Here is a 20,412-nt window from a genome sequence, read left to right as displayed (position 1 = left end):
TCGGCGGGAGTGACAAGGTTAAGGTAAATGTAATAGTGGAATATACGCAGGAGAAGCTTCCCGGAGGTCTTCTGGCGATTCTCCATATTGCCTATGGTGCGCTGGGACATGCCTGTGGCTTCCGCCACCCGGCTTCTCTTCAATAAGGTGTCTCTTTCGCGTATGCGAAGCAAAAGAAGGGACATGGACGTTTTTAAACGACGTGATTCTGAAAAGTTTTTCTTCATAATGAATGATTTGGTAAATTAATGATAAGTTAATAATAACAGTTTGTTCTAATAAATAGAATAACAAAGATACAAGGGAACAAATCATATTATCTGGAAAACAGTTTCTATATTGTACAAATATATTGTTTACTTCTTCATAATGGAAGGCAAGGCTAAATCTTAAGGTTGAGATGCCTAGGGCAAACCTGTGGAATGGCTAGGGCATACCAATGGGATGCCTAGGGCAAACCAATGGGATGGCACCGACCTTTTTTTATCTACCTCCGGCCACACAAAAAATCCCCAGAAAATCACGCTTGATTCTCTGGGGAGCAACAAAACAACTATGAACATTGTGATTTCACATCATGAATGTTCACTATGCTAACACGACAACAATCTGCCCATAGGGGGCAGAAGTTTCATTTAGTGGAGTCTATTTTCATAGACTGCAAAGGTATACTATGAAAACGAATGTATTATTCATTAAAACCGCACATTTATACACAATTTAAGCACGATAGCCCTATATGCATACTTTATTTATATTCGACTCGCTTATAAAATCGCTATTTTTATGTAAGTTTGTAGTTTAAATATGCATTAAAAACAGACCATGGGACAACTCCTTATATATAAGGCCTCCGCCGGATCGGGCAAGACCTTCACCCTAGCGATAGAATACATAAAACACCTGATACAAAACCCACGGGCCTACCGCCGGATACTTGCTGTAACCTTTACCAACAAGGCTACCGCGGAAATGAAAGAACGTATTCTGAGTCAGCTATACGGAATAAGTACAGGTGATGCAGGATCGGAAATTTACCTGGACCGCGTGCAGGAGGATACCGGATTTCCCAAAGAAGAGATTCGCAAAAGAGCCGGAGAAGCCTTAACCAATATGATCCACGATTACAGCCGCTTCCGGGTAGAAACAATCGACTCTTTTTTCCAGTCCGTCATGCGCAACCTTGCCCGAGAACTGGAACTCAGCCCCAATCTGAATGTCGAACTAAATAATGAAGAGGTATTGAGCGAGGCGGTCGATTCGATGATCGAGAAACTAACGCCCACCTCTCCTACTCTGGCCTGGCTACTCGACTACATCAACGAACGCATAGCCAATGACAAGCGCTGGAATGTATCGGACGAGATTAAACGTTTCGGCCGTAACATCTTCGATGAAGGTTATATCGAAAAAGGAAGCAACCTGCGCCAACGCCTCAAAGATCCGAATACCATTGCAACATACCGCAAGGAACTGGAAAGCATGATAAAAATCTCCCTCGAACAAATGGCCGAATTTGCAGATATATTCGAGGAAGAACTGGAGGCTTATAATCTGTCGCCCGAAGACCTTAAAAACGGTTCGCGGGGAATTGGAAGTTATTTCCGGAAAATAAAAGAAGGAAAACTCACCAACGACATCCGGAACACAACGGTAGAGAAATGCCTGGACGATCCAAAGAACTGGGCCACTAAAACCTCGCAGGACTATAACACCATACTTTCGCTGGCATCATCTACCCTGATACCGTTGCTTAAAGACTCTGAAAGAGCAAGAGTCAAAAGCAATGAAACAGTCAACAGTTGCCGGCTATCCATGCAGCATCTCAGCAAACTGCAACTTCTAGCCAATATTGACGATGAAGTACGTGAGTTGAACAAAGAAAACAACCGCTTCCTCCTGTCCGATACAAACGCCCTGTTGCACCGCCTTATCGGCGATGGCGACTCCTCTTTTATCTTTGAAAAAATCGGCACCAACATCCGCAATGTGATGATTGACGAATTTCAGGATACAAGCCGCATGCAGTGGGGCAACTTCAAACTTCTTCTGCTCGAAGGACTCTCGCAAGGAGCCAGCAGCTTAATTGTAGGCGATGTAAAGCAATCCATCTATCGCTGGCGAAATGGAGATTGGGGAATCCTGAACAGTTTGAACGATACCATTGGTAACTTTCCGATTGATGCACGCACACTCAACACCAATCGCCGTAGTGAATCAAACATAATCAATTTCAATAACGAGCTCTTTACACAAGCAGTCGACTACCTTGACTCTGTGCACTTTGATGAACTGGGAAGCTCGTGCGAATCACTTATTAAAGCCTATCAGGATGTTGTACAGGAGTCTCCCCGCACACAAGCCAAAGGGTATGTCAAAGTATCCTTCCTGGAACCGGATGAAGAATATGACTATACCGGGCAAACCCTGATCGGCATGGGTGAGGAAGTTACGCGCTTGCTCGAATCGGGTGTGAATCAAAATGACATAGCCATTCTGGTACGCAAAAATAAAAATATCCCCCGGATAGCCGATTATTTCGACAAAGAACTGAAATGCAAAATCGTATCCGATGAAGCCTTCCGTCTGGATGCCTCGCTAGCTATTTGCATAATGATAGATGCATTGCGTTTTCTATCAGATACAACAGATAGCATCTCGCTGGCACAGTTAACCGGCAAGGTGCCGGGGCCGAATTTCCTTGTCGCACCCCAATCAGAGCTGCTACCGGAACGATTTGTTAATGAGATTAATAATTTACGGTTAATGCCGTTATATGAATTATTGGAAGAGTTGTTCGATATCTTCCAACTGGAAAAGATTGAAAATCAGGACGCTTACCTTTTTGCTTTCTTTGATGCAGTGCTCGATTATCTGCAAAAACATTCGTCCGACCTTGACAGCTTCATTGAATTCTGGGATAAAACCCTTTGCCGGAAAACCATACCGGGTGGCGAGATAGAAGGTATTCGCATCTTTTCTATCCACAAATCCAAAGGATTGGAATTCCATACCGTACTTATTCCTTTCTGCGACTGGAAGCTGGAAAACGAAACTTATAATCAACTTGTATGGTGCAGTCCAACCAAAGCGCCTTATGACCATATTGATATCGTTCCCATCAACTACTCTTCGTTAATGGCAGAGTCCGTTTACCGGGATGATTATCTGCATGAACGGTTACAACTTTGGGTAGACAATCTTAATCTGTTATACGTAGCCTTCACCCGGGCGGGAAAGAACCTTATTGTGTGGAGTAAAAAGGGACAAAAAGGAACAATGTCCGAACTGCTATCCAATGCACTACCCCGTGTAGCCCAGAAAGCAGGTATGCAGTGGGATGAAGACGAACCTTTTGAGCAAGGGGAGTTATGTTCTTCCAAAGCTGAAGACGAAAAAACTGTCACCAATAAGCTACTGCAAAAGCCCGAAAAGCTACCTGTAAAGATGAAGTCGGCAAGGCATGATATTAAATTTCGCCAATCTAACCGCTCGGCAGACTTTATTCGTGGAATAGCAGAAGAAGATTCGTATCACCGGTTAATTGATAGGGGTAGCTTGTTGCACACCCTGTTCTCTGCCATTCAGACAGAGGCAGATATCGAACCGGCCATCGAGCAACTAATATTCGAAGGCATCATCGGAGATAAGGAAATGGAAGAAGAAGTTCGTGCCGTAACGACTAAAGCATTTGCCAATCCACAAATCAAAGAATGGTATTCCGGCGAGTGGAGACTATTTAATGAATGTGCCATTATCTACAAAGAGAATGGAAGAACACAGCTCCGGCGCCCGGACCGCGTAATGATGAACAATGAGCGTGTAATCATTGTAGACTTCAAGTTCGGAAAGGAAGATAAACGGTACGAACGACAAGTACAACAGTATATGAACCTGCTCACCCGCATGGGATATCAAAATATCGAAGGATATTTGTGGTACGCCGGCGAGGGCAGCGAGGCGCTGCACCCAGTTTTCCTGCGGACGGATTTCACGAACCGCCCCTACAGTAATCGTGAATAAATAAAATAAAAAACAAAGATTCAAATGAATTCATTTCTTAAGATAGTAGCCGAAGATTTATATGCCAAATACGGGGATGATCTTTCCCGTACAGCGGTTGTATTTCCCAATAAACGCGCCGGATTGTTCTTTAATGAGCATCTGGCTGCACAATCCGACCAACCGTTGTGGTCGCCTGCATATCTTAGCATCAGTGAATTATTGCAAAGCCTTTCTACTTTGCGGCTGGCCGATCCGGTTCGCTTGATATGCGAGCTACACACAATTTTCGGACAGGAAACCCAAAGTGATGAGAGCCTTGATGATTTCTACTTCTGGGGAGAATTACTTATCAGCGACTTTGATGATGTAGATAAAAACCTTGTCGATGCCGATAAGCTGTTCCTTAATCTCAAGAATCTGAAAGACATTATGGACGATTTTGACTTCCTGGATAAAGAACAGGAAGAAGCCATTCAGCAGTTCTTTCTAAATTTCTCTATTGAACGCCACACCGAACTAAAGCTTAAGTTTATTTCCATGTGGGATGCGCTTAAAGGAATATACGACGGATTCCATGAACGCCTGACACACCTGGGCATTGCCTATGAAGGGATGCTTTACCGCGATGCCATCAATAAACTGGATACGGATAAACTGCCGTACGATAAATATGTGTTCGTAGGCTTCAATGTGCTCAACAAAGTAGAAACCAAGCTCTTCAAAGAACTGCAAAATGCAGATAAAGCCCTATTCTACTGGGATTACGATATATTTTATATGGACCCGCATGGAAACCTGGGTGTGGCGCCTCGCTGCGAGGCGGGAACGTTTATTCGTAAAAACATGGAGATGTTTCCTTCGCAATTGGATGGTGACGTATTCAACAACTTATTGCAGCCTAAAACGGTAAATTATATCTCTGCTTCAACAGAGAATGCACAAGCCCGTTACCTGCCCGAATGGATTCGTTCTACATTAACAGAGAATGAAAAAGAGAATGCTATTGTACTATGCAATGAAGCATTATTACTGCCTGTACTGCATTCCATACCCGAAGGAGTGAAGAACGTCAATATCACCATGGGATTTCCTTTAGCACAAACGCCCGCCTACACTTTTGTAGATGCCTTATTGGAATTACAAACCACAGGATATAATAGTAGTACAGGCAGATATACCCATGCCACGGTACAGGCCGTACTTAAACATCCCTATACTCGCAGCCTGTCATCCAATGCCGAAACACTGGAGCAGGAGTTGACTAAGAACAATCGCTTCTACCCTTATCCATCGGAACTTAAAAAGGACGATTTTCTTAATCTATTGTTCACCCCCTGCCATAATATAGTTGGCCTTTGCCGCTATATCACAGAATTACTGAAAGAGGTTACCGTTCTTTATCGCCGCGATGAAGATGCCGACGACGTATTCAGTCAGCTATACCGGGAATCACTGTTCAAGAGCTATACCATTGTCAACCGCATATTTAGCCTGATGGAAAGCGGAGCATTAAGCCTGAAAATAGAAACCCTGAAACGGTTGATACATAAGATGCTTGCTGCCACTAATATACCTTTCCACGGTGAGCCGGCTATCGGCATGCAAATTATGGGCGTGTTGGAAACCCGCAATCTGGATTTCAAAAACCTGATTATCCTTTCATTGAATGAAGGTTTATTACCGAAAGGAGGAGGCGAAGCATCCTTCGTTCCTTATAATCTGCGAAAAGCTTTTGGGATGACCACCATTGAACATCGCGATGCTTTGTATGCCTATTATTTCTACCGCTTAATACAACGTGCCGAACATATTACACTGGTACACAATACTTCTTCGGATGGTCTGAACCGTGGCGAAGCATCCCGGTTCCTGCTTCAATTCCTGATTGAGTGGCCCCACCCCATTAAGAAACAATTTCTGGAAGCCGGACAATCGCCACAAAGCCATAAGCCTATTGAGGTAGAAAAAACTCCGGAAGCAATGGATCGTTTATACAAGCTATATAGCCGTGGGCATGGAGCAACCTCCAATATATCTCCCTCGGCGCTGAATGCTTATCTGGATTGCCGGTTGAAGTTCTATTTCCGTTATGTCGTCAGATTGGCTGCACCAAACGAAGTAAATACGGAAATCGACTCTTCTACATTTGGAAGTATCTTCCACCGGGCAGTAGAATTGATTTATAAGAAGCTAACCGAAACTGGAAAACTCATCCGGAAAGAGGATTTGGAAAACCTGTTAAAGAGTGAAGTTCATATCCAGCAATTCGTAGATATGGCTTTCAAGGAACTTTTCTTTCATGTCGGAGCAGATGAAAAACCGGAATATAACGGTACGCAACTGATCAACTCTAAAGTCATTGCAACCTACGTGAAACAGCTTCTGCGCAATGATCTTCAATATGCCCCGTTTGAGATGGTGGGTATGGAAGAGAAAGTAAATGAAAGTATAACCATAAAATCGCCGGAGGGAAATATACAAGCCCGTATAGGAGGTACCATCGACCGGTTGGACAGCAAAGAGGATACGCTACGCATCGTGGATTATAAAACCGGAGGAACTCCCAAAGTTCCGACAAGTGTGGAACAACTATTCACCCGTTCCGACAGCAGGCCGGGATATATTTTCCAGACATTCTTGTATGCTGCCATTATGTGCCGCAAACAGAACCTGAAAGTTGCCCCATCCCTACTCTATATTCATAGAGCATCGTCGGATACTTATTCACCCGTCATTGAAATGGGAGAACCCCGTAAACCTAAAATGCCTGTGAACAACTTCGCTTTCTTTGAAGATGAATTCCGGCAACGCCTGCAAGAACTGCTGGAAGAAATATACGATCCTACCGTATCGTTCAACCAAACCGAAGATACCAAACTCTGCGAATTTTGCGATTATAAATCTATATGTAAGCGATAGCGGCAAGCCGTATTATAAGTGAAACTTCTTATGCGGCATAATACACAAGGGCAGACACAAGGCCTGCCCCTACACATATTTTTATGTCCCTATAGCGCAGCGCGGCTTGCCGCCACTGGCCGCGGTGCCTCACCGCTTTGGTATTGGTAAGTTGAATCCGAAGATAGATCCTTCGCCTTTCTTGGATGTGAACCAAAGGTCACCACCATTCTTCTGTACAAAGTCTTGTACCAGAAGAAGTCCAAGTCCGGAGCCTTCTTCGTTGTTTGTACCGAATGTACTGTAGTGTGTATCGGTGTGGAGAAGTTTCTTCTGGCTTTCGTCATCAATACCACAGCCGTGGTCTTGTACGCTTACTACTGCCATTCCGTCAATAGCTTCCACTTTCACCAATACTTCCGATCCTTCGTTGCTGAACTTGATCGCATTGCTTAATAAGTTACGTACAACGGTTTTGACCATATCAATATCTGCATTTACCTCAAGTTCTTCGGGTGCTTGCAGCTTCACATCAATCTTCTTCAATCCGGCAACCATAGTGAAGATTTCAATTACACCTTCCACTACTTCTACCAGGTCAATATCCTGATATACTACTTTCAGTTTACCGATCTGGCTCTTCGTCCACTTCAACAGGTTGTCCAACAGGGCAAACACATCTTCTGTGGTTTGATTAGCCATGGTTAGTAGTTCATACATTTCATCACCAATCGTTTCAGAAGGCAGGTTCAGGATAAGCATATTCAATACCATCTTGATAGAACCCATAGGTGAACGAAGGTCATGAGCAATCACAGAATATAGTTTATCGCGTCCCATGATTGTCTTTCTCAGTTCTTCGGTTTTGGCCAGGATAATACGTTTTGCCTCAATCAAAGAAATCTGATGCCTCACACGGATAAGCAATTCTTCTTTATTGAACGGTTTGGAGATGAAGTCATTTGCTCCAACCTGAAATCCCTTCACGATGTCTCCCGTACTGTTTAGTGCAGTCAGGAAAATGATGGGTATATCTGCTGTTTCCAGATTCTTTTTTAAACGTTGCGCAACTTCGAACCCGTCCATATCCGGCATCATCACATCCAGTAGAATTAAATCCGGCCTCTCTGCCGCTACCTGTGCCAGTGCTTCGGTTCCATTGCCCGCTGTCGCTATATTATACTTCTCGTTGGTCAACAAGACTTTCAGCAACAACACGTTCGACATAACATCGTCAACGATAAGGATCTTGTAATCTGAAGGATTAATTTCCATGTTTTATATGTTTATTGTATTATCTCTATTTTATAATTTGTTTAAAGTAATCGATTGTTTTCTGCAGTCCTGCATCCAGTACTACTGTAGGTTGCCAGTTTAACTTTTCTTTTGCTAAAGTAATATTCGGTTGCCTTTGTTTCGGATCATCGTGTGGGAGTGGTCTAAATACGATATGAGATTTTGAGCCGGTCATAGCTATTACCTTCTCTGCCAATTCCAGAATAGAGAATTCTCCGGGATTACCAATGTTTACCGGTCCTGTAAAATCATCGCCTGTAGCCATCATGCGTGTCATACCTTCGATCAGGTCGTCTACATACTGAAAGCTACGGGTTTGAGTACCAGACCCATAAATGGTAATATCTTCATTTCTCAATGCCTGAACAATAAAGTTAGAAACCACTCGCCCGTCATTCGGTAACATCTGTGGACCGTATGTATTAAAAATGCGTATTATTTTAATCTTAACATTGTTCTGGCGGTGATAATCCATGAATAAGGTTTCAGCACAACGCTTTCCCTCATCATAGCATGAACGATAACCCACCGGATTTACATTTCCCCAATAGCATTCCGGTTGCGGATGTATAATCGGGTCACCATAAACTTCGCTTGTTGACGCTTGTAATATCTTAGCTTTCACCCTGTTGGCCAGACCTAACATATTGATAGCCCCCATTACCGATGTTTTTATCGTTTGAATAGGATCTACCTGATACTGTATTGGCGATGCCGGACAGGCTAGATTATAAATCTCATCTACTTCTGCTGAGTATGGATTGGACACATCATGACGAACTAATTCGAAATTATCATAGTCAAGCAAGTGTTGGACATTCTCTTTGCTTCCAGTGAAAAAGTTATCTAAGCAAATAACTTCATGCCCTTCATTGACTAACCTAAAACAAAGATGTGACCCAATAAACCCAGCTCCTCCACTAACTAAAATTCTTTTCATGTAATAATTTTATTATTCCTCCAAAGATGTGTCGCCTCATCTTCTAATCAAGATTGGGCAAATGTAGAAGTTTTGGATAAATTACGCAAGTATTCGGGAAACATATTTGCAAGAAAAGAAGGAGATCCGTTCTAAAAGCCTACTTATATCAAATTGAAAGTGTAATAAACCGGATTATCTATACTTTCAATGTAAAAATAATCATCTGTCTTGTTTTACTCTCTATTTATAAATATATATTAAATACAATTAGAGGTTCGAAGATACAAGTATTTTCGTGCACGAAGAAGCTGCCTCAGAAAGCGAGGCAATCCGAAAAGCGGGTTGAATTGTTTAGTTGTTATAGGCTTTATTGAAGGATTGGCGTATAATGGGTTGGAAAGGAAGGGATTTACTGTAGGGGCGGTTCGCGAACCGCCCAATGCCCAGAATACACAGGAAACCATTTTCGGGCGGTTCGCGAACCGCCCCTACAGCTAATCATTTACATCAAAACGGGATGGAAAGGAATGAAAAGACATCGCTCTCTTCTCCCTTGCCGTCGGTTTCAGAGGTTGTGTAAAACTCCCAAAGGGATAGGGTTACTCAGCTACTACTTCAATTACGCGGCTGTGTAGTTGTTGTGTAGTGAAGGCTGGGATACCTACGGTCATCAGGAATTCTCCTGAGAATAGTTTATCGTTGCCCGGCAGGGATGAATTTGCTCCCGGCATCAGGTTTATTTCCTTCACGCGGTATTTCTTGTTCGCGTCAAGTCCTTGCAAACGGATAGGCAGGGTCTTTTCTGCATAGCGTGGATGCACATCGAATGAGAAAACTACAGCCTTGCTGTTATCTTTGCCCACAAACATGGTTGATGTATGGTTGCTTCCGTATGGAGATACGAGGCGATACATATCACCTTCAAGAATAATGGGTTTCAGGCGATTGTAGTTTTTGACAGCATCTTTGCAGTACTGTTCTTCATTCTTATTCATATCATCCAGTTTGATGTCGAAACCGAGCTTGCACATCATAGCCACTTCGGTACGGAACTTGATGCTGGCATTCTTGTTCCAGGTAGTAACGTGGGCACACATGGTTTTGGCCGGGAAGACCTGTGAGTATCCCCATTGAATGAACAGACGTTCGATAGGATCGGTATTATCGCTAGGCCAGAATTCGGTGAAGTATTTCAAGGCTTCGTAGTCCGAACGGCCTCCACCTCCGGAGCAAAGCATCATAGGGAGATTAGGATATTTGGCTTTCACACGCTCCAATACGTTATAAAGTCCGCGTACGTAGTCAATATAAAGGTGTGATTGTTTTTCTTTCAGGTATGCCGAATAGATATTGGTGATGGGGCTGTTGCAATCCCATTTGAAGAAAGCGATATCGGGGTTCTGAGTCATCAGATCATCCACTACGCTGAATACGAAATCCTGTACTTTAGGGTTGCTCAGGTCGAGCACCATTTGGTTGCGGAAGTAATATTCGTCACGGTTAGGCAGGTGGATGACCCAGTCTTTATGCTTTTCGTACAAAACGCTTTTGGGGTTTACCATTTCGGGTTCGATCCACAGACCGAATTTGATGCCTTTGTTCTTTGCGGTTTCGGTTAAGTAACTGATTCCTTTGGGAAGTTTATCGGCCGTTACATCCCAGTCGCCCAGTCCTTGGGTGTCGCTGTGGCGTGGGTATTTGTTGGCAAACCAGCCATCGTCCAATAAGAACATATCTACGCCCAGTTCAACGGCATCATCCATGAGTTCAACGAGTTTCTCCTGGTTGAAATCGAAGTAGGTTGCTTCCCAGTTATTCAAGAGGGTCATACGGTCTTTATCGCCATCCTTCACCTGGTATTTGCGCGCCCAATCGTGAAAGTTACGACTGGCTTGTCCTTTACCGTTGAAGCTATAGGTGAAATAGAAATCGGGCGTGCGGAACACGTCGTTGGGTTTCAGGCTATACTCCGAAGCATAAGGGTTGATACTTGAGATTACACGGAGTTCGTTCTTGTTATCTACTTCGAAAGTGAAAGCAAAGTTACCGGTCCAACCGATGGTTCCGGCGATGACTTCGCCGCTGTTTTCGCAGGCTTTGCCATCAAGGGCCAGTTGGAAGAAAGGCGAAGCGAACATGTTGGCACGGCTTCCCAGTTTGGTATCTACGATTTTCTTACCGAATTCCAGAGGTACATCTTTCATATGCGCTTCGGTGGCCCAATCGCCGGAGAACTCGGTCAGGATGTATTTACTGCGGTTAAAGTGCAACATAGAAGAAGCATATTTGTAGAGTGTAACGGGTTTCTTCTCCATGTGGCTGATCTCCGTAAAGGTTTTGATCAGGTTTTCTTTGCTGTATGCCACGTAGTGCAGCTTTACGGTAACGGGGTATTTATCGTCCTGTAGGGTGATAATGGTTTCTTTTACGCCTGTCGATACCTGGTTTTCCGTATGGTTGATATACTTTAATAATAAAGAAGGGTTACCATCGTTATGCAGTATGTGGATAGCGGGTTCGAAATAGTCTTCCATGCCGTTGGTGAGATAGGCTTCTGTTCCCAAAGGAAGGTAGGCGATATCCGAGGCATGGTTCAGGTGCTTGCCCAGGTAGCTTTGATGTAAACGGCCATTATCGGCCACCTTATAAATAAGGTCTACATTATCTGTGCTGATCTTGATTACCGGGTTGTCGGCGGCTTTCATTGCAACGGATATGCATAAGAAACAGAGTAAAAAGAGTACTTTTCCTTTCATGATATTTAATTGTTTTTGAAACGCAGATTAACGCGGATTAACGCAGATTATTATATTTATTTAATGACTAACTGATTATTACATTTAATCTGCGCTAATCTGCGTTAATCTGCGTTCCGATATGACATAATAACATTCTAACTGGCACAAAATTAGGGCTAACAGACCTACAAATCATAGTAGATATGCACCATATTTTATAACGATTGCACTAAATAAAGCCTTACCAGGCGTCTGTACGGAAGGGTGAGGCCGGAAGTCCATCCTGATTGTACAAATTACAATCCGGGTTATCCGCCCAACCATACCGGACGGCCAACGGAATGGAGACTTCGGGAGCATAGACGACTACCGTTTCTCCTTCGATGGTGGCTTGTGCCGGATAGAATTTATGGTCGGCTCCGGCCATGGTGAAGCCTTTCACGGAAGTTCCGTTGGCTTTCAATCCGTTTTGCGCATGGGTAAAGCGGATCTTAACCTGATTACCTTCAATAGTATAGGATTGATAGAGGGGACCTGAACTTACGATCTTTTTACCATACGTATGGGCAAGAGCGGCAAGAGCCAAACGGCGCCCTACTTCCTGTTTATTTTTGGGGTGGATGTCGTGGGCTTCGCCAACATCAATGGTTACGGCCATGCCTGTACCTTCCAGGTGCAGGGCACGGGTTTGCGCTTCGCGCAAGGCTGCCCATTCGGAATCGGGTTGTATGGGTTTCCTTTCGAGGTAGTTGGCAAGTTGAACGAAGTAGAAGGAGAGGTTGGAACCCCACTGCTTGCGCCAGTCGGCAATCATAGCTGGGAACAGGTCGGCGTACTGATGGGCACGTCCGACGTTGGCTTCGCCTTGGTACCAGATGGCGCCTTGTACGGGGAATTGGGTCAGCGGATGTACCATAGCGTTATAAAGAACGGTTGGGTAGCTTGAACTTGCGGTTGGCGAGATGGGTGGCGCGGGGAAGTTTGCCATGGACAATCCGATATTATACTTCCAGTCGCCTGCCAATGATATGCGTTTTCCGTTTACTTCGGCATACAGTTCGGCGGGTTCGCCATGAATGCCTCCCCCGCCTCCAAAGTCGGAAACGCGTACGGTGAGTACGGATTGGCCGGGTTTAACCAGGTTGGCCGGAATGGTGTAACGGCGAGGGGTGGTATAGCCTGATCCTCTGGCTATTTCTACGCCATTGAAGTAGGTAATGTCTTCATCGTCGATCATCGCCAGGCTTAGTTGGATGGCTTTACCGGCCCAGTTGGACGGAATCTCTATTGTTTTGCGGAACCAGACAACGCCGTCGAAGTTGTTAAGACCTTTATCTTCCCAGAGTCCGGGCAGGTTCATGGCTTTCCATTGGTTTGCGTCGAGCGTTGGGTTTGCCCACTGTGGGGCATCGCCATTGAAACCTTCGTCTCCTTGTTTGAATAGGGATTCCCATTGGGCTCTTTCTGCGGTGTAGGCTTCGTGCATTTTTGCTTTGTCGAAGCCGTTTTTTTGTAGTAGACCGGCTTCGGTCTGGAAGCCAAGTATGTCTTTTAGTGTTTCGTAGCTGGTCCATGCTTCGGCAGGGGTTCCTCCCCAGGTGCTGTCAATAACTCCGATGGGGATGCCGAGTTCATTCCACAGCATGCGGGCGTAGAAGTAAGCTACGGAAGAGAATTCGGGAACCGATGCGGGGGAACATTCCTGCCATCCGCCCATATTGGCTTCGAGGGTTTGCAAGGGAGATACAGAGGTGTTCTTCTTTACCTGGAACAGGCGTATGGAGGGGTAGTTGGCTTCGGCGATTTCTTTTTCGTAGTTCATCACTTTGCCCCAACCGGCTATGGGCATTTCCATATTGGACTGGCCGGAACAGAACCACACCTCTCCTATTAATATGTTGTTTAGCTGGAGCTTTTTTCCGTCGTTAATGGTGATGGTGTATGGGCCACCTGCGGCGAGAGTGGGTACCGGGATGCGCCAGGAACCGTCTGCTCCGGTGCGCGTTTCGTAGGTTTCGTTGTTCCACGAGGCTTTGAGGGTTAAGGGTTTTCCCGGGGTTGCCGTACCGTGAAAGGTTACCTGGGTGTTTTGTTGCAGGATCATGTTATCGGTGAAATAGGCTGGGAGCACTACTTTGGCGCCGGCACTGGATAGGCAGGCTACGGATAACAGGAGTAGGATGAATAATTTTCTCATGATATGGATTGTTTTGGTTTATACTTTTGGCTGCGCTGTATTATGAATCTGATGGTGAAACTTTGCTATTAAACCTATATATCGTCTGATTATTATACTCCTCTCCCGGTTGTAACAAGCAGGAAGGGAAATGCGGGTGCGATGGAGTATCCGGGAAATACTGCGTTTCCAGGCATACACCTGTATCGGGATATTTGTAATATCCTGCCGTGTACACAAGTACGGCAGGAAGATCAGTTTCGACGGTTAACTGCCTTCCGGTATTCGAATCGGAAAGGCGTGCGGCACATTTCATGTCGGGGGATGCCGCTTTTTTCAATACATAACAATGGTTGTACCCCTTATTCCAGCGGATTTGCGGATGGTCGGCATACAAATCCTGCCCAATGGGTTTGGGGGAGGTAAAATCGAAAATGGTTCCGGAAATGTCGATGATATCTCCCGTAGGAATAAATTCGGGGGTCGTGTCCAACATCCATTCGGTGGGGATGAAGAGCTTATGACCGGTTATTTTCTGACTGGTGCCACTCAGATTGAAGTAGGCGTGATTCGTCAGGTTAAGATATGTGGCACGGTCTGTTGTAGCACCGTAGTGAATGGTCAGTTCATTGTTGTCGTTCCACGTATAATCTACCGTAATCCGGATATTGCCCGGATAGCCCCCCTCGTTATGGGGCGAGAGCAGCGAGAAACGAACGCCTGTGGGCAATACTTCCCACTGCCAGAGTTTTTGGTGGAAGCCGGAGAAACCACCGTGATTGGTGTTTCGTCCGTCATTAGGTTCCAACCGATAGGTGATCCTATCGAGCGTGAAAGAAGCACCAGATATACGGTTGGCAAACCGACCGACAACAGCGCCCATATAATAAGGGTCCGTAAGATATGAGTCGAGGTCGTCATAGCCAACCAATACATTAGCTAATTGCCCGTTCCGATCGGGAACCATGGCTGTGACCCACCGGGCACCCCAGTTGGTCAATTCCACATAAGCCCCCGAAGGGTTTGTTATCCTGAAAACGTGAATAGGTTCACCCTTAGCTGTATATGTACTTATCTGGTGCGTTACTTTCATGTTATTCCGTTTGACTATTTGACACTAAAACAAGGTTTATTTTATTATTTGTCAACCATTAGGTTAATTTTCCAAATCATCATTTCTTCAACCAGCTCCAACCGGAAGGTATTTAAGGCGCGAATTCCGGTAAAATCCACATGTTCTATAAGGATTAAGCCCGAATTCTTATGGAACTTGGGCCGAACTCTTATTGTATTCGGATGAAGTTCTTATTGAATCCGAGTGGAGTTCTTATTGCATTTGACCCAAATGCCTATGGTATCCGGCAAAAATACCGGTTTCATTTCAAAGAAAGCCTATAATCCTAAACAAAAATCGCCTGTTTTTCTCTGGTTGCATGATATGGCAACACGTTTGGCCACAAACAAGACATTCTGAAAGAGTGAAAATATCAAATTGACAAATGGTTACCTGTAGGGGCGGTTCGTGAACCGCCCACAGATAACCAGTAACTTTGTATTAAAAGGGCGGTTCGCGAACCGCCCCTACATTTCCATTCTTTTATTTACCTGTGCTCTGTATATAACCCGGGTTTTGATCTTCGGGCGAGAATGCTTCATTGGTTTTGATTTCCATATCCGGAATCGGATAAAGCTTGTGGAACTCCTGAATCGTGCCCGATTCTTTTGCCCAACGGTTACGTTCCTTCACCAACTTCACAAACATGCCCGTACGAACCAGGTCGATACGACGCCAGCCTTCGAAACAGAGTTCGCGCATACGTTCGTCCATGATCTTTTCGCGGAACTCTTCCTTAGACATTGAAGTTTTCCACTTCATCTCATCGGGCAGCTTGCCAGCCCAGGCGCGGGTACGAATCTTATCATTCACCAGGTTTACAGCCGTTGCCGTTTGTCCCAATTCGTTCATACACTCGGCGTGCAGCAAAACAACATCGGCATAACGGATAAACGGATGATTCTTACCTGTATAATACATACTATTGATGCCCAGACCCGAGAATCTATCGGTACGATAGTCTTCGAACTTCTTAATGTGCGGATCAAGCTCATCGGTAGTACCGGTCCATGTCGTTTTCGACATATCGGGAGTAACCCATTCGAATACTTTCTCATCGCCCGAGTACAGATTGGTATAATAATCAAAGTTATACCGGATAGATATCTCGCTACGGGTATCGCCCTCTTCCCAGATTCCACCTTCTTCTACCGTTTTGTAAGCAAAAGGAGTGGGTACAAGGAAATCCCATCCGCCGAAGTAAGTTCCTTCACCGCCAAACCAGTCGCAAACAGCGCGCGAGCCTGTATCCCACTGCCAGTAGTTCGGGTCCTTATTTGTATACTGTAGTTCAAACAGCGCTTCCTTCGAATTCGGCTTGTTGTAATCATACAAATCGGCAAAGTCGTCCAGCAAGATATAACCTAATTTGTCGACTTCCTCGAAACATGCCTTAGCTTTAGCAAAATCGCGAAGACCCGTTTCTTCCGGAGCAGCCATATAAGCCTTACCCAACATAGCCCATGCAGCACCCACGGTAGCACGCTGTGGCTCACCGCTGTATGACGTTGGAAGGGTTTCGGTCGCTTTCTTGAAATCATTTATAATCGCTTCCCATACATCGGCCAGCGGTTGGATCTTACCGCCCAGTTCTTCGTCGCGCGCAATATCTACGATAGGTATTTTACCCCAATGCATAGACAATTCAAACATCAACAGTCCGCGAACAAAAGATGCCTCTCCCAGTAACTGCCCGGCACGTTTCGGGTCTTCTGTTGTCATGCTCAATGCATACACCACCTTAGCTGCCGAAACCACTACCGGCCAACGGTTATTCCAAATGGCAGCCACCTGCTGAGAGGTTGGGCTCAACTGTCCGTTATACTTATCCATACCCGCCTGGTCGCCCGAAGATATCAACTGGTAATTACCTTGTTGGGTTTCGTCCGTTCCCAAATAAGGCATCAATCCGTTACGTCCGGTTTTACAACCCCGGTAGCTCTTATACAAACCTAATACCAAAGGCTCGATGTATTCAATCTTCTCAAACGCCTGTTCCTCAGTAAGCGATCCCGTGGGATTCACCTCCAGGAAGTCCGAACAAGAAGTGGCACTCATCGCAATGGACAGGGCCATTGCATAAGCTGTATATTTAATTCCTTTTTTCATTGTATTCCTTTTTAAAGTTTTACTAATTCACATGTCCTTCTTCTCATTAGAATGCCAGGTTCACACCAAGTGTCCACATACGTGTTGGAGGATACCAATCGCCAGTTTCAGGATCATAACCTTTATAGCTGGTCAGGCAGAACAGGTTACTTCCTGTTGCATACACGCGCAGGTTATTCACTTTCATAGAGTCCAGTACTTTCTTCGGAAGATTATAAGACAGTGTCAAAGCAGACAGACGAAGGAAAGATGCTTTCTGTATAGCAAAGTCCATGCTACCTACACCATAACGGTTATAGTCAACTCCGGCTATTACACGTGGGAATTCAGCGCTTGTATTCTCGGGTGTCCAACGATCTGTCAAATCGGTTGATGCCCTGCTTAGGCCCGAACTGCTGATCAGACTTTCATACAACGGGCTGTGTTTCTTGGCTCCATACGAATAAGTGAATACCGCATTCAAAGCAAGTCCCTTCCACGACAAATCGGTAGCAAAACCACCATAGAACTTCGGATCGGTAGAACCAATTACTACACGGTCGTTCTGATCCAGCGAACCATCTCCATTATCCAACGGGTAAAGGTCGCCCGGATTCACATTATAACCATTCCAGTTAATTGTATTCAGATAAGCCATATCAGATGCCTGCGCAATGCCGCCTGTTCTCCACATATAAAGCGTGTTACGCGATTCGCCTACAAAAAGGTTTCCATCTCTTTGGATATTACGGTCGCCATCTACATTGTAAACAACACCAGTCGATCCATACAACTTAGTCACCTTATTCTTATCTAAAGACAATGTGGCCGATACATTCCAGTTCCAGTCTTGGGTTTTCAACACATTTGCATTCAAAGCAAACTCAAGACCTTTATTTTCAATAGCTCCAATGTTCTCGATGGTTTCTTTGTATCCTGTAGTTGTAGCCAGCGAGTGCTTCATCAACAGGTCTTTATTCTTAATCAAGAAAGCGTCTACAGAGAAATTGATGCGGTTGTTCCAGAAGGCCATGTCTACCCCAAGGTTCCATTGCTGTTGCTTTTCCCAACTGATTTTGGGAGTAGCCCGGCGTCCGTTAGATACAAATTGGTATTCGTAACTTCCGTCCTCTCTTACCGTAGCTTCGGGATTGTAAAGCGACAGATAAGCAAAGTCGTCAATATCCTGGTTACCTACCACACCAAAACCTACACGCAGTTTCAACTGGTCAAAAATATTCTGGTTGGCCATGAACTTTTCTTCTGCTATGTTCCAGGCTGCCGATACGGATGGGAAAATCCCCCATTGTTCGCCTTTAGCAAACTTCGAAGAGCCGTCGTAACGGGCAGTTGCCGTAATCATATACTTTCCGGCAAAGCTATAATTGGCACGTGCAATGTACGAAAGCAATGTTGCTTCGGTCCAAACGGTACTTATCTCGCGCTTATCTTTTTTATAGCCTGCACCCAGGTTGTGATAGCCGAACAAGTCAGAACCATAACCGGTAGTCGTAGCATTGATATAAGAGAAGTTGTTACGCGTAGCACTGGTACCCAGCATGGCATTGATGCGGTGTTTGCCAAAAGTCATATCATAAGATAAAGAGTTATCCCATTGCCAAACGGTGCGTGTATCGCGGTTATCCTTAGCTTCACCATCCGAATGATAACGTACTGCTTCATACACATCAGTAGGAGTATACTTATTGACTTGCTTCTGCGCATAGTCAACCGAGAAAGTAGAACGGAAGTTCAATCCTTCTATCGGATTAATGTTGATGTAGTTAGAACTCATCAAACGATTGTACACTCTGTCGTTGTCTATCTTCAACGAACGGATCGGGTTGAAGTTGTTTTCGTCAAAGCGTCCTTGCCAGTCGAGTGTCAGAACATCTTCGTTCACCGCAAACATCGGGTTGGCAAAACGTGCACGGTTCATCACACCGTCGTCTACCATTGTATCTTCCGTACGGGTAAACGATGTATTGGTACCTACCTTCAACCAAGGTTTGATTTGTTGGTCGGCATTGATGCGTCCTGTATATTTCTTTTGTTCAGACTTCTCAATAACACCTTTATTATCCATATAACCAAAGCTGAGGTAATAGGTGCCTTTATCCGTACCATTAGAGAAACTTACCACATGGTTGTGCTGAACACCTGTACGGCTCACTGCATCCAACCAATCGGAAGTTTGATTATTGTTATAAGCATCAAACTCATAATCGGCAAATACAGTGTTAGATCCCATCACTACATCTCTGATGTAAGCATCTACATCGCCCGTTGGGTTCTTTTGTACAAATCCATTCACATGAGCTTCTTTACGAAGTTCAAATGTCTGGCGGGTATCCATCATGTTAGGTGTTTTGGCATACGTCTGGAAGCCGATCCAACCATCGTAAGTAACCTGTCCTTCGCCTTTTTTACCCTTCTTAGTCGTAATAACCACTACCCCGTTCGAACCGCGCGAACCGTAAAGAGCTGTGGCCGAAGCATCTTTCAATACCTCAATAGAAGCTACGTCGTTCAGGTTAACGGCATTGAAACCGGAAAAGGTGTTATCCATTACCATACCATCAATTACATAGATAGGATCGGTAGAACCATTAATGGTATTGATACCACGAATCTTGATTGAAGCATCGTCAGTAGGACGTGTAGGTTGGGAGATCAACACACCCGCTACGCGACCTTGCAATGCCTGGTTAACGTTGGTTACAGGTCTTTCCTGTAAGGTCTTGGAATTTACACTCGCTACTGCACCTGTTAAGTCACTCTTCTTCATGGAAGTACCTACGATGATTACCTCATCCAGTATTTCCGCATCTTCCGACATAACAATTCGTAAAGACTTGTTATCCGTAACTCTGATTTCTTGCGTTGTATACCCAATGTAAGAGATCTGTAACATATCTCCTCTTACAATTTGAAGTGAAAAGTTTCCGTCAAAGTCGCTGATTGTACCTTTGCTGGTACCCTTCACCTGTACACTGGCACCAATAATGGGCTCTGCACTAGCATCAACTATCTTTCCGGTAACTGTCATGTCCTGCGCCATCAGTTTACAGCAGCAAAACATAATGAGGAGCAAATTGATTAGCCTAATTTTTCTCATAATTGTTTTTAGTTTAACATGTTTAAATAGTACTGATTCCTCGATTAGATCAATCGT

At 44.7% G+C, this 20,412-nt stretch carries 10 protein-coding genes; 2 read left to right on the top strand and 8 right to left on the bottom strand.

Annotated elements, in window-relative coordinates:
- On the bottom strand, window positions 1-227 hold a 227-nt coding region (locus D0T87_RS12075; protein ID WP_163175388.1), incomplete at its 3' end, for a hypothetical protein.
- Window positions 228-825: 598 nt separating this feature from the next.
- On the opposite strand from D0T87_RS12075, the gene D0T87_RS12070 reads away from it, so the two are divergent.
- Both D0T87_RS12070 and D0T87_RS12065 read left to right on the top strand, forming a co-directional pair.
- A complete protein-coding gene (locus D0T87_RS12070) occupies window positions 826-4,023 on the top strand; it encodes an exodeoxyribonuclease V subunit beta (RefSeq protein WP_163175387.1) in 3,198 nt (1,065 codons plus the stop codon).
- Between the two features lie 24 nt (window positions 4,024-4,047).
- A complete protein-coding gene (locus D0T87_RS12065) occupies window positions 4,048-6,924 on the top strand; it encodes a PD-(D/E)XK nuclease family protein (protein WP_163175386.1) in 2,877 nt (958 codons plus the stop codon).
- A 129-nt stretch (window positions 6,925-7,053) separates the two neighbouring features.
- On the opposite strand, the gene D0T87_RS12060 is transcribed toward D0T87_RS12065, so the two are convergent.
- From D0T87_RS12060 to D0T87_RS12030, 7 genes are all read right to left on the bottom strand, one after another.
- Entirely contained in the window at window positions 7,054-8,178 is a 1,125-nt protein-coding gene (locus D0T87_RS12060) for a response regulator (protein ID WP_163175385.1), read from the bottom strand.
- A gap of 25 nt (window positions 8,179-8,203) precedes the next feature.
- Window positions 8,204-9,139 carry a UDP-glucuronic acid decarboxylase family protein gene (locus tag D0T87_RS12055; protein ID WP_163175384.1) on the bottom strand — a complete coding sequence of 312 codons (936 nt, stop codon included), beginning with the start codon at window positions 9,137-9,139 and terminating at the stop codon, window positions 8,204-8,206.
- A gap of 581 nt (window positions 9,140-9,720) precedes the next feature.
- Complete coding sequence (locus D0T87_RS12050; RefSeq protein WP_163175383.1) at window positions 9,721-11,877, bottom strand: alpha-galactosidase; 2,157 nt, start codon at window positions 11,875-11,877, stop codon at window positions 9,721-9,723.
- Between the two features lie 223 nt (window positions 11,878-12,100).
- The gene (locus D0T87_RS12045) at window positions 12,101-14,056 is read right to left on the bottom strand and encodes a sialate O-acetylesterase (RefSeq protein ID WP_163175382.1); all 1,956 of its coding nucleotides are present in this window, start codon (window positions 14,054-14,056) and stop codon (window positions 12,101-12,103) included.
- A gap of 40 nt (window positions 14,057-14,096) precedes the next feature.
- The gene (locus D0T87_RS12040) at window positions 14,097-15,128 is read right to left on the bottom strand and encodes an aldose epimerase family protein (protein ID WP_163175381.1); all 1,032 of its coding nucleotides are present in this window, start codon (window positions 15,126-15,128) and stop codon (window positions 14,097-14,099) included.
- Window positions 15,129-15,632: 504 nt separating this feature from the next.
- Window positions 15,633-17,258, bottom strand: a complete 1,626-nt coding sequence (locus D0T87_RS12035) for a RagB/SusD family nutrient uptake outer membrane protein (RefSeq protein WP_163175380.1) — start codon at window positions 17,256-17,258, stop codon at window positions 15,633-15,635.
- 46 nt (window positions 17,259-17,304) lie between these two features.
- A complete protein-coding gene (locus tag D0T87_RS12030; RefSeq protein WP_163175379.1) occupies window positions 17,305-20,355 on the bottom strand; it encodes a TonB-dependent receptor in 3,051 nt (1,016 codons plus the stop codon).
- Window positions 20,356-20,412 lie beyond the last annotated feature (57 nt).

The organism is Bacteroides sp. 51 (assembly GCF_010500965.1).
Taxonomy (GTDB): domain Bacteria; phylum Bacteroidota; class Bacteroidia; order Bacteroidales; family Bacteroidaceae; genus Bacteroides.
Note: the sequence above shows the minus strand (reverse complement) of the source record. Positions and strands in the feature narration are given on the sequence as shown.

Bases quoted from the DNA above. Each gene is read 5' to 3' on its own strand.
- D0T87_RS12065 (WP_163175386.1), top strand. From the start codon at position 4,048: ATGAATTCATTTCTTAAGATAGTAGCCGAAGATTTATATGCCAAATAC.
- D0T87_RS12050 (WP_163175383.1), bottom strand. From the start codon at position 11,877: ATGAAAGGAAAAGTACTCTTTTTACTCTGTTTCTTATGCATATCCGTT.
- D0T87_RS12045 (WP_163175382.1), bottom strand. From the start codon at position 14,056: ATGAGAAAATTATTCATCCTACTCCTGTTATCCGTAGCCTGCCTATCC.
- D0T87_RS12040 (WP_163175381.1), bottom strand. From the start codon at position 15,128: ATGAAAGTAACGCACCAGATAAGTACATATACAGCTAAGGGTGAACCT.
- D0T87_RS12060 (WP_163175385.1), bottom strand. From the start codon at position 8,178: ATGGAAATTAATCCTTCAGATTACAAGATCCTTATCGTTGACGATGTT.
- D0T87_RS12035 (WP_163175380.1), bottom strand. From the start codon at position 17,258: ATGAAAAAAGGAATTAAATATACAGCTTATGCAATGGCCCTGTCCATT.
- D0T87_RS12055 (WP_163175384.1), bottom strand. From the start codon at position 9,139: ATGAAAAGAATTTTAGTTAGTGGAGGAGCTGGGTTTATTGGGTCACAT.
- D0T87_RS12030 (WP_163175379.1), bottom strand. From the start codon at position 20,355: ATGAGAAAAATTAGGCTAATCAATTTGCTCCTCATTATGTTTTGCTGC.
- D0T87_RS12070 (WP_163175387.1), top strand. From the start codon at position 826: ATGGGACAACTCCTTATATATAAGGCCTCCGCCGGATCGGGCAAGACC.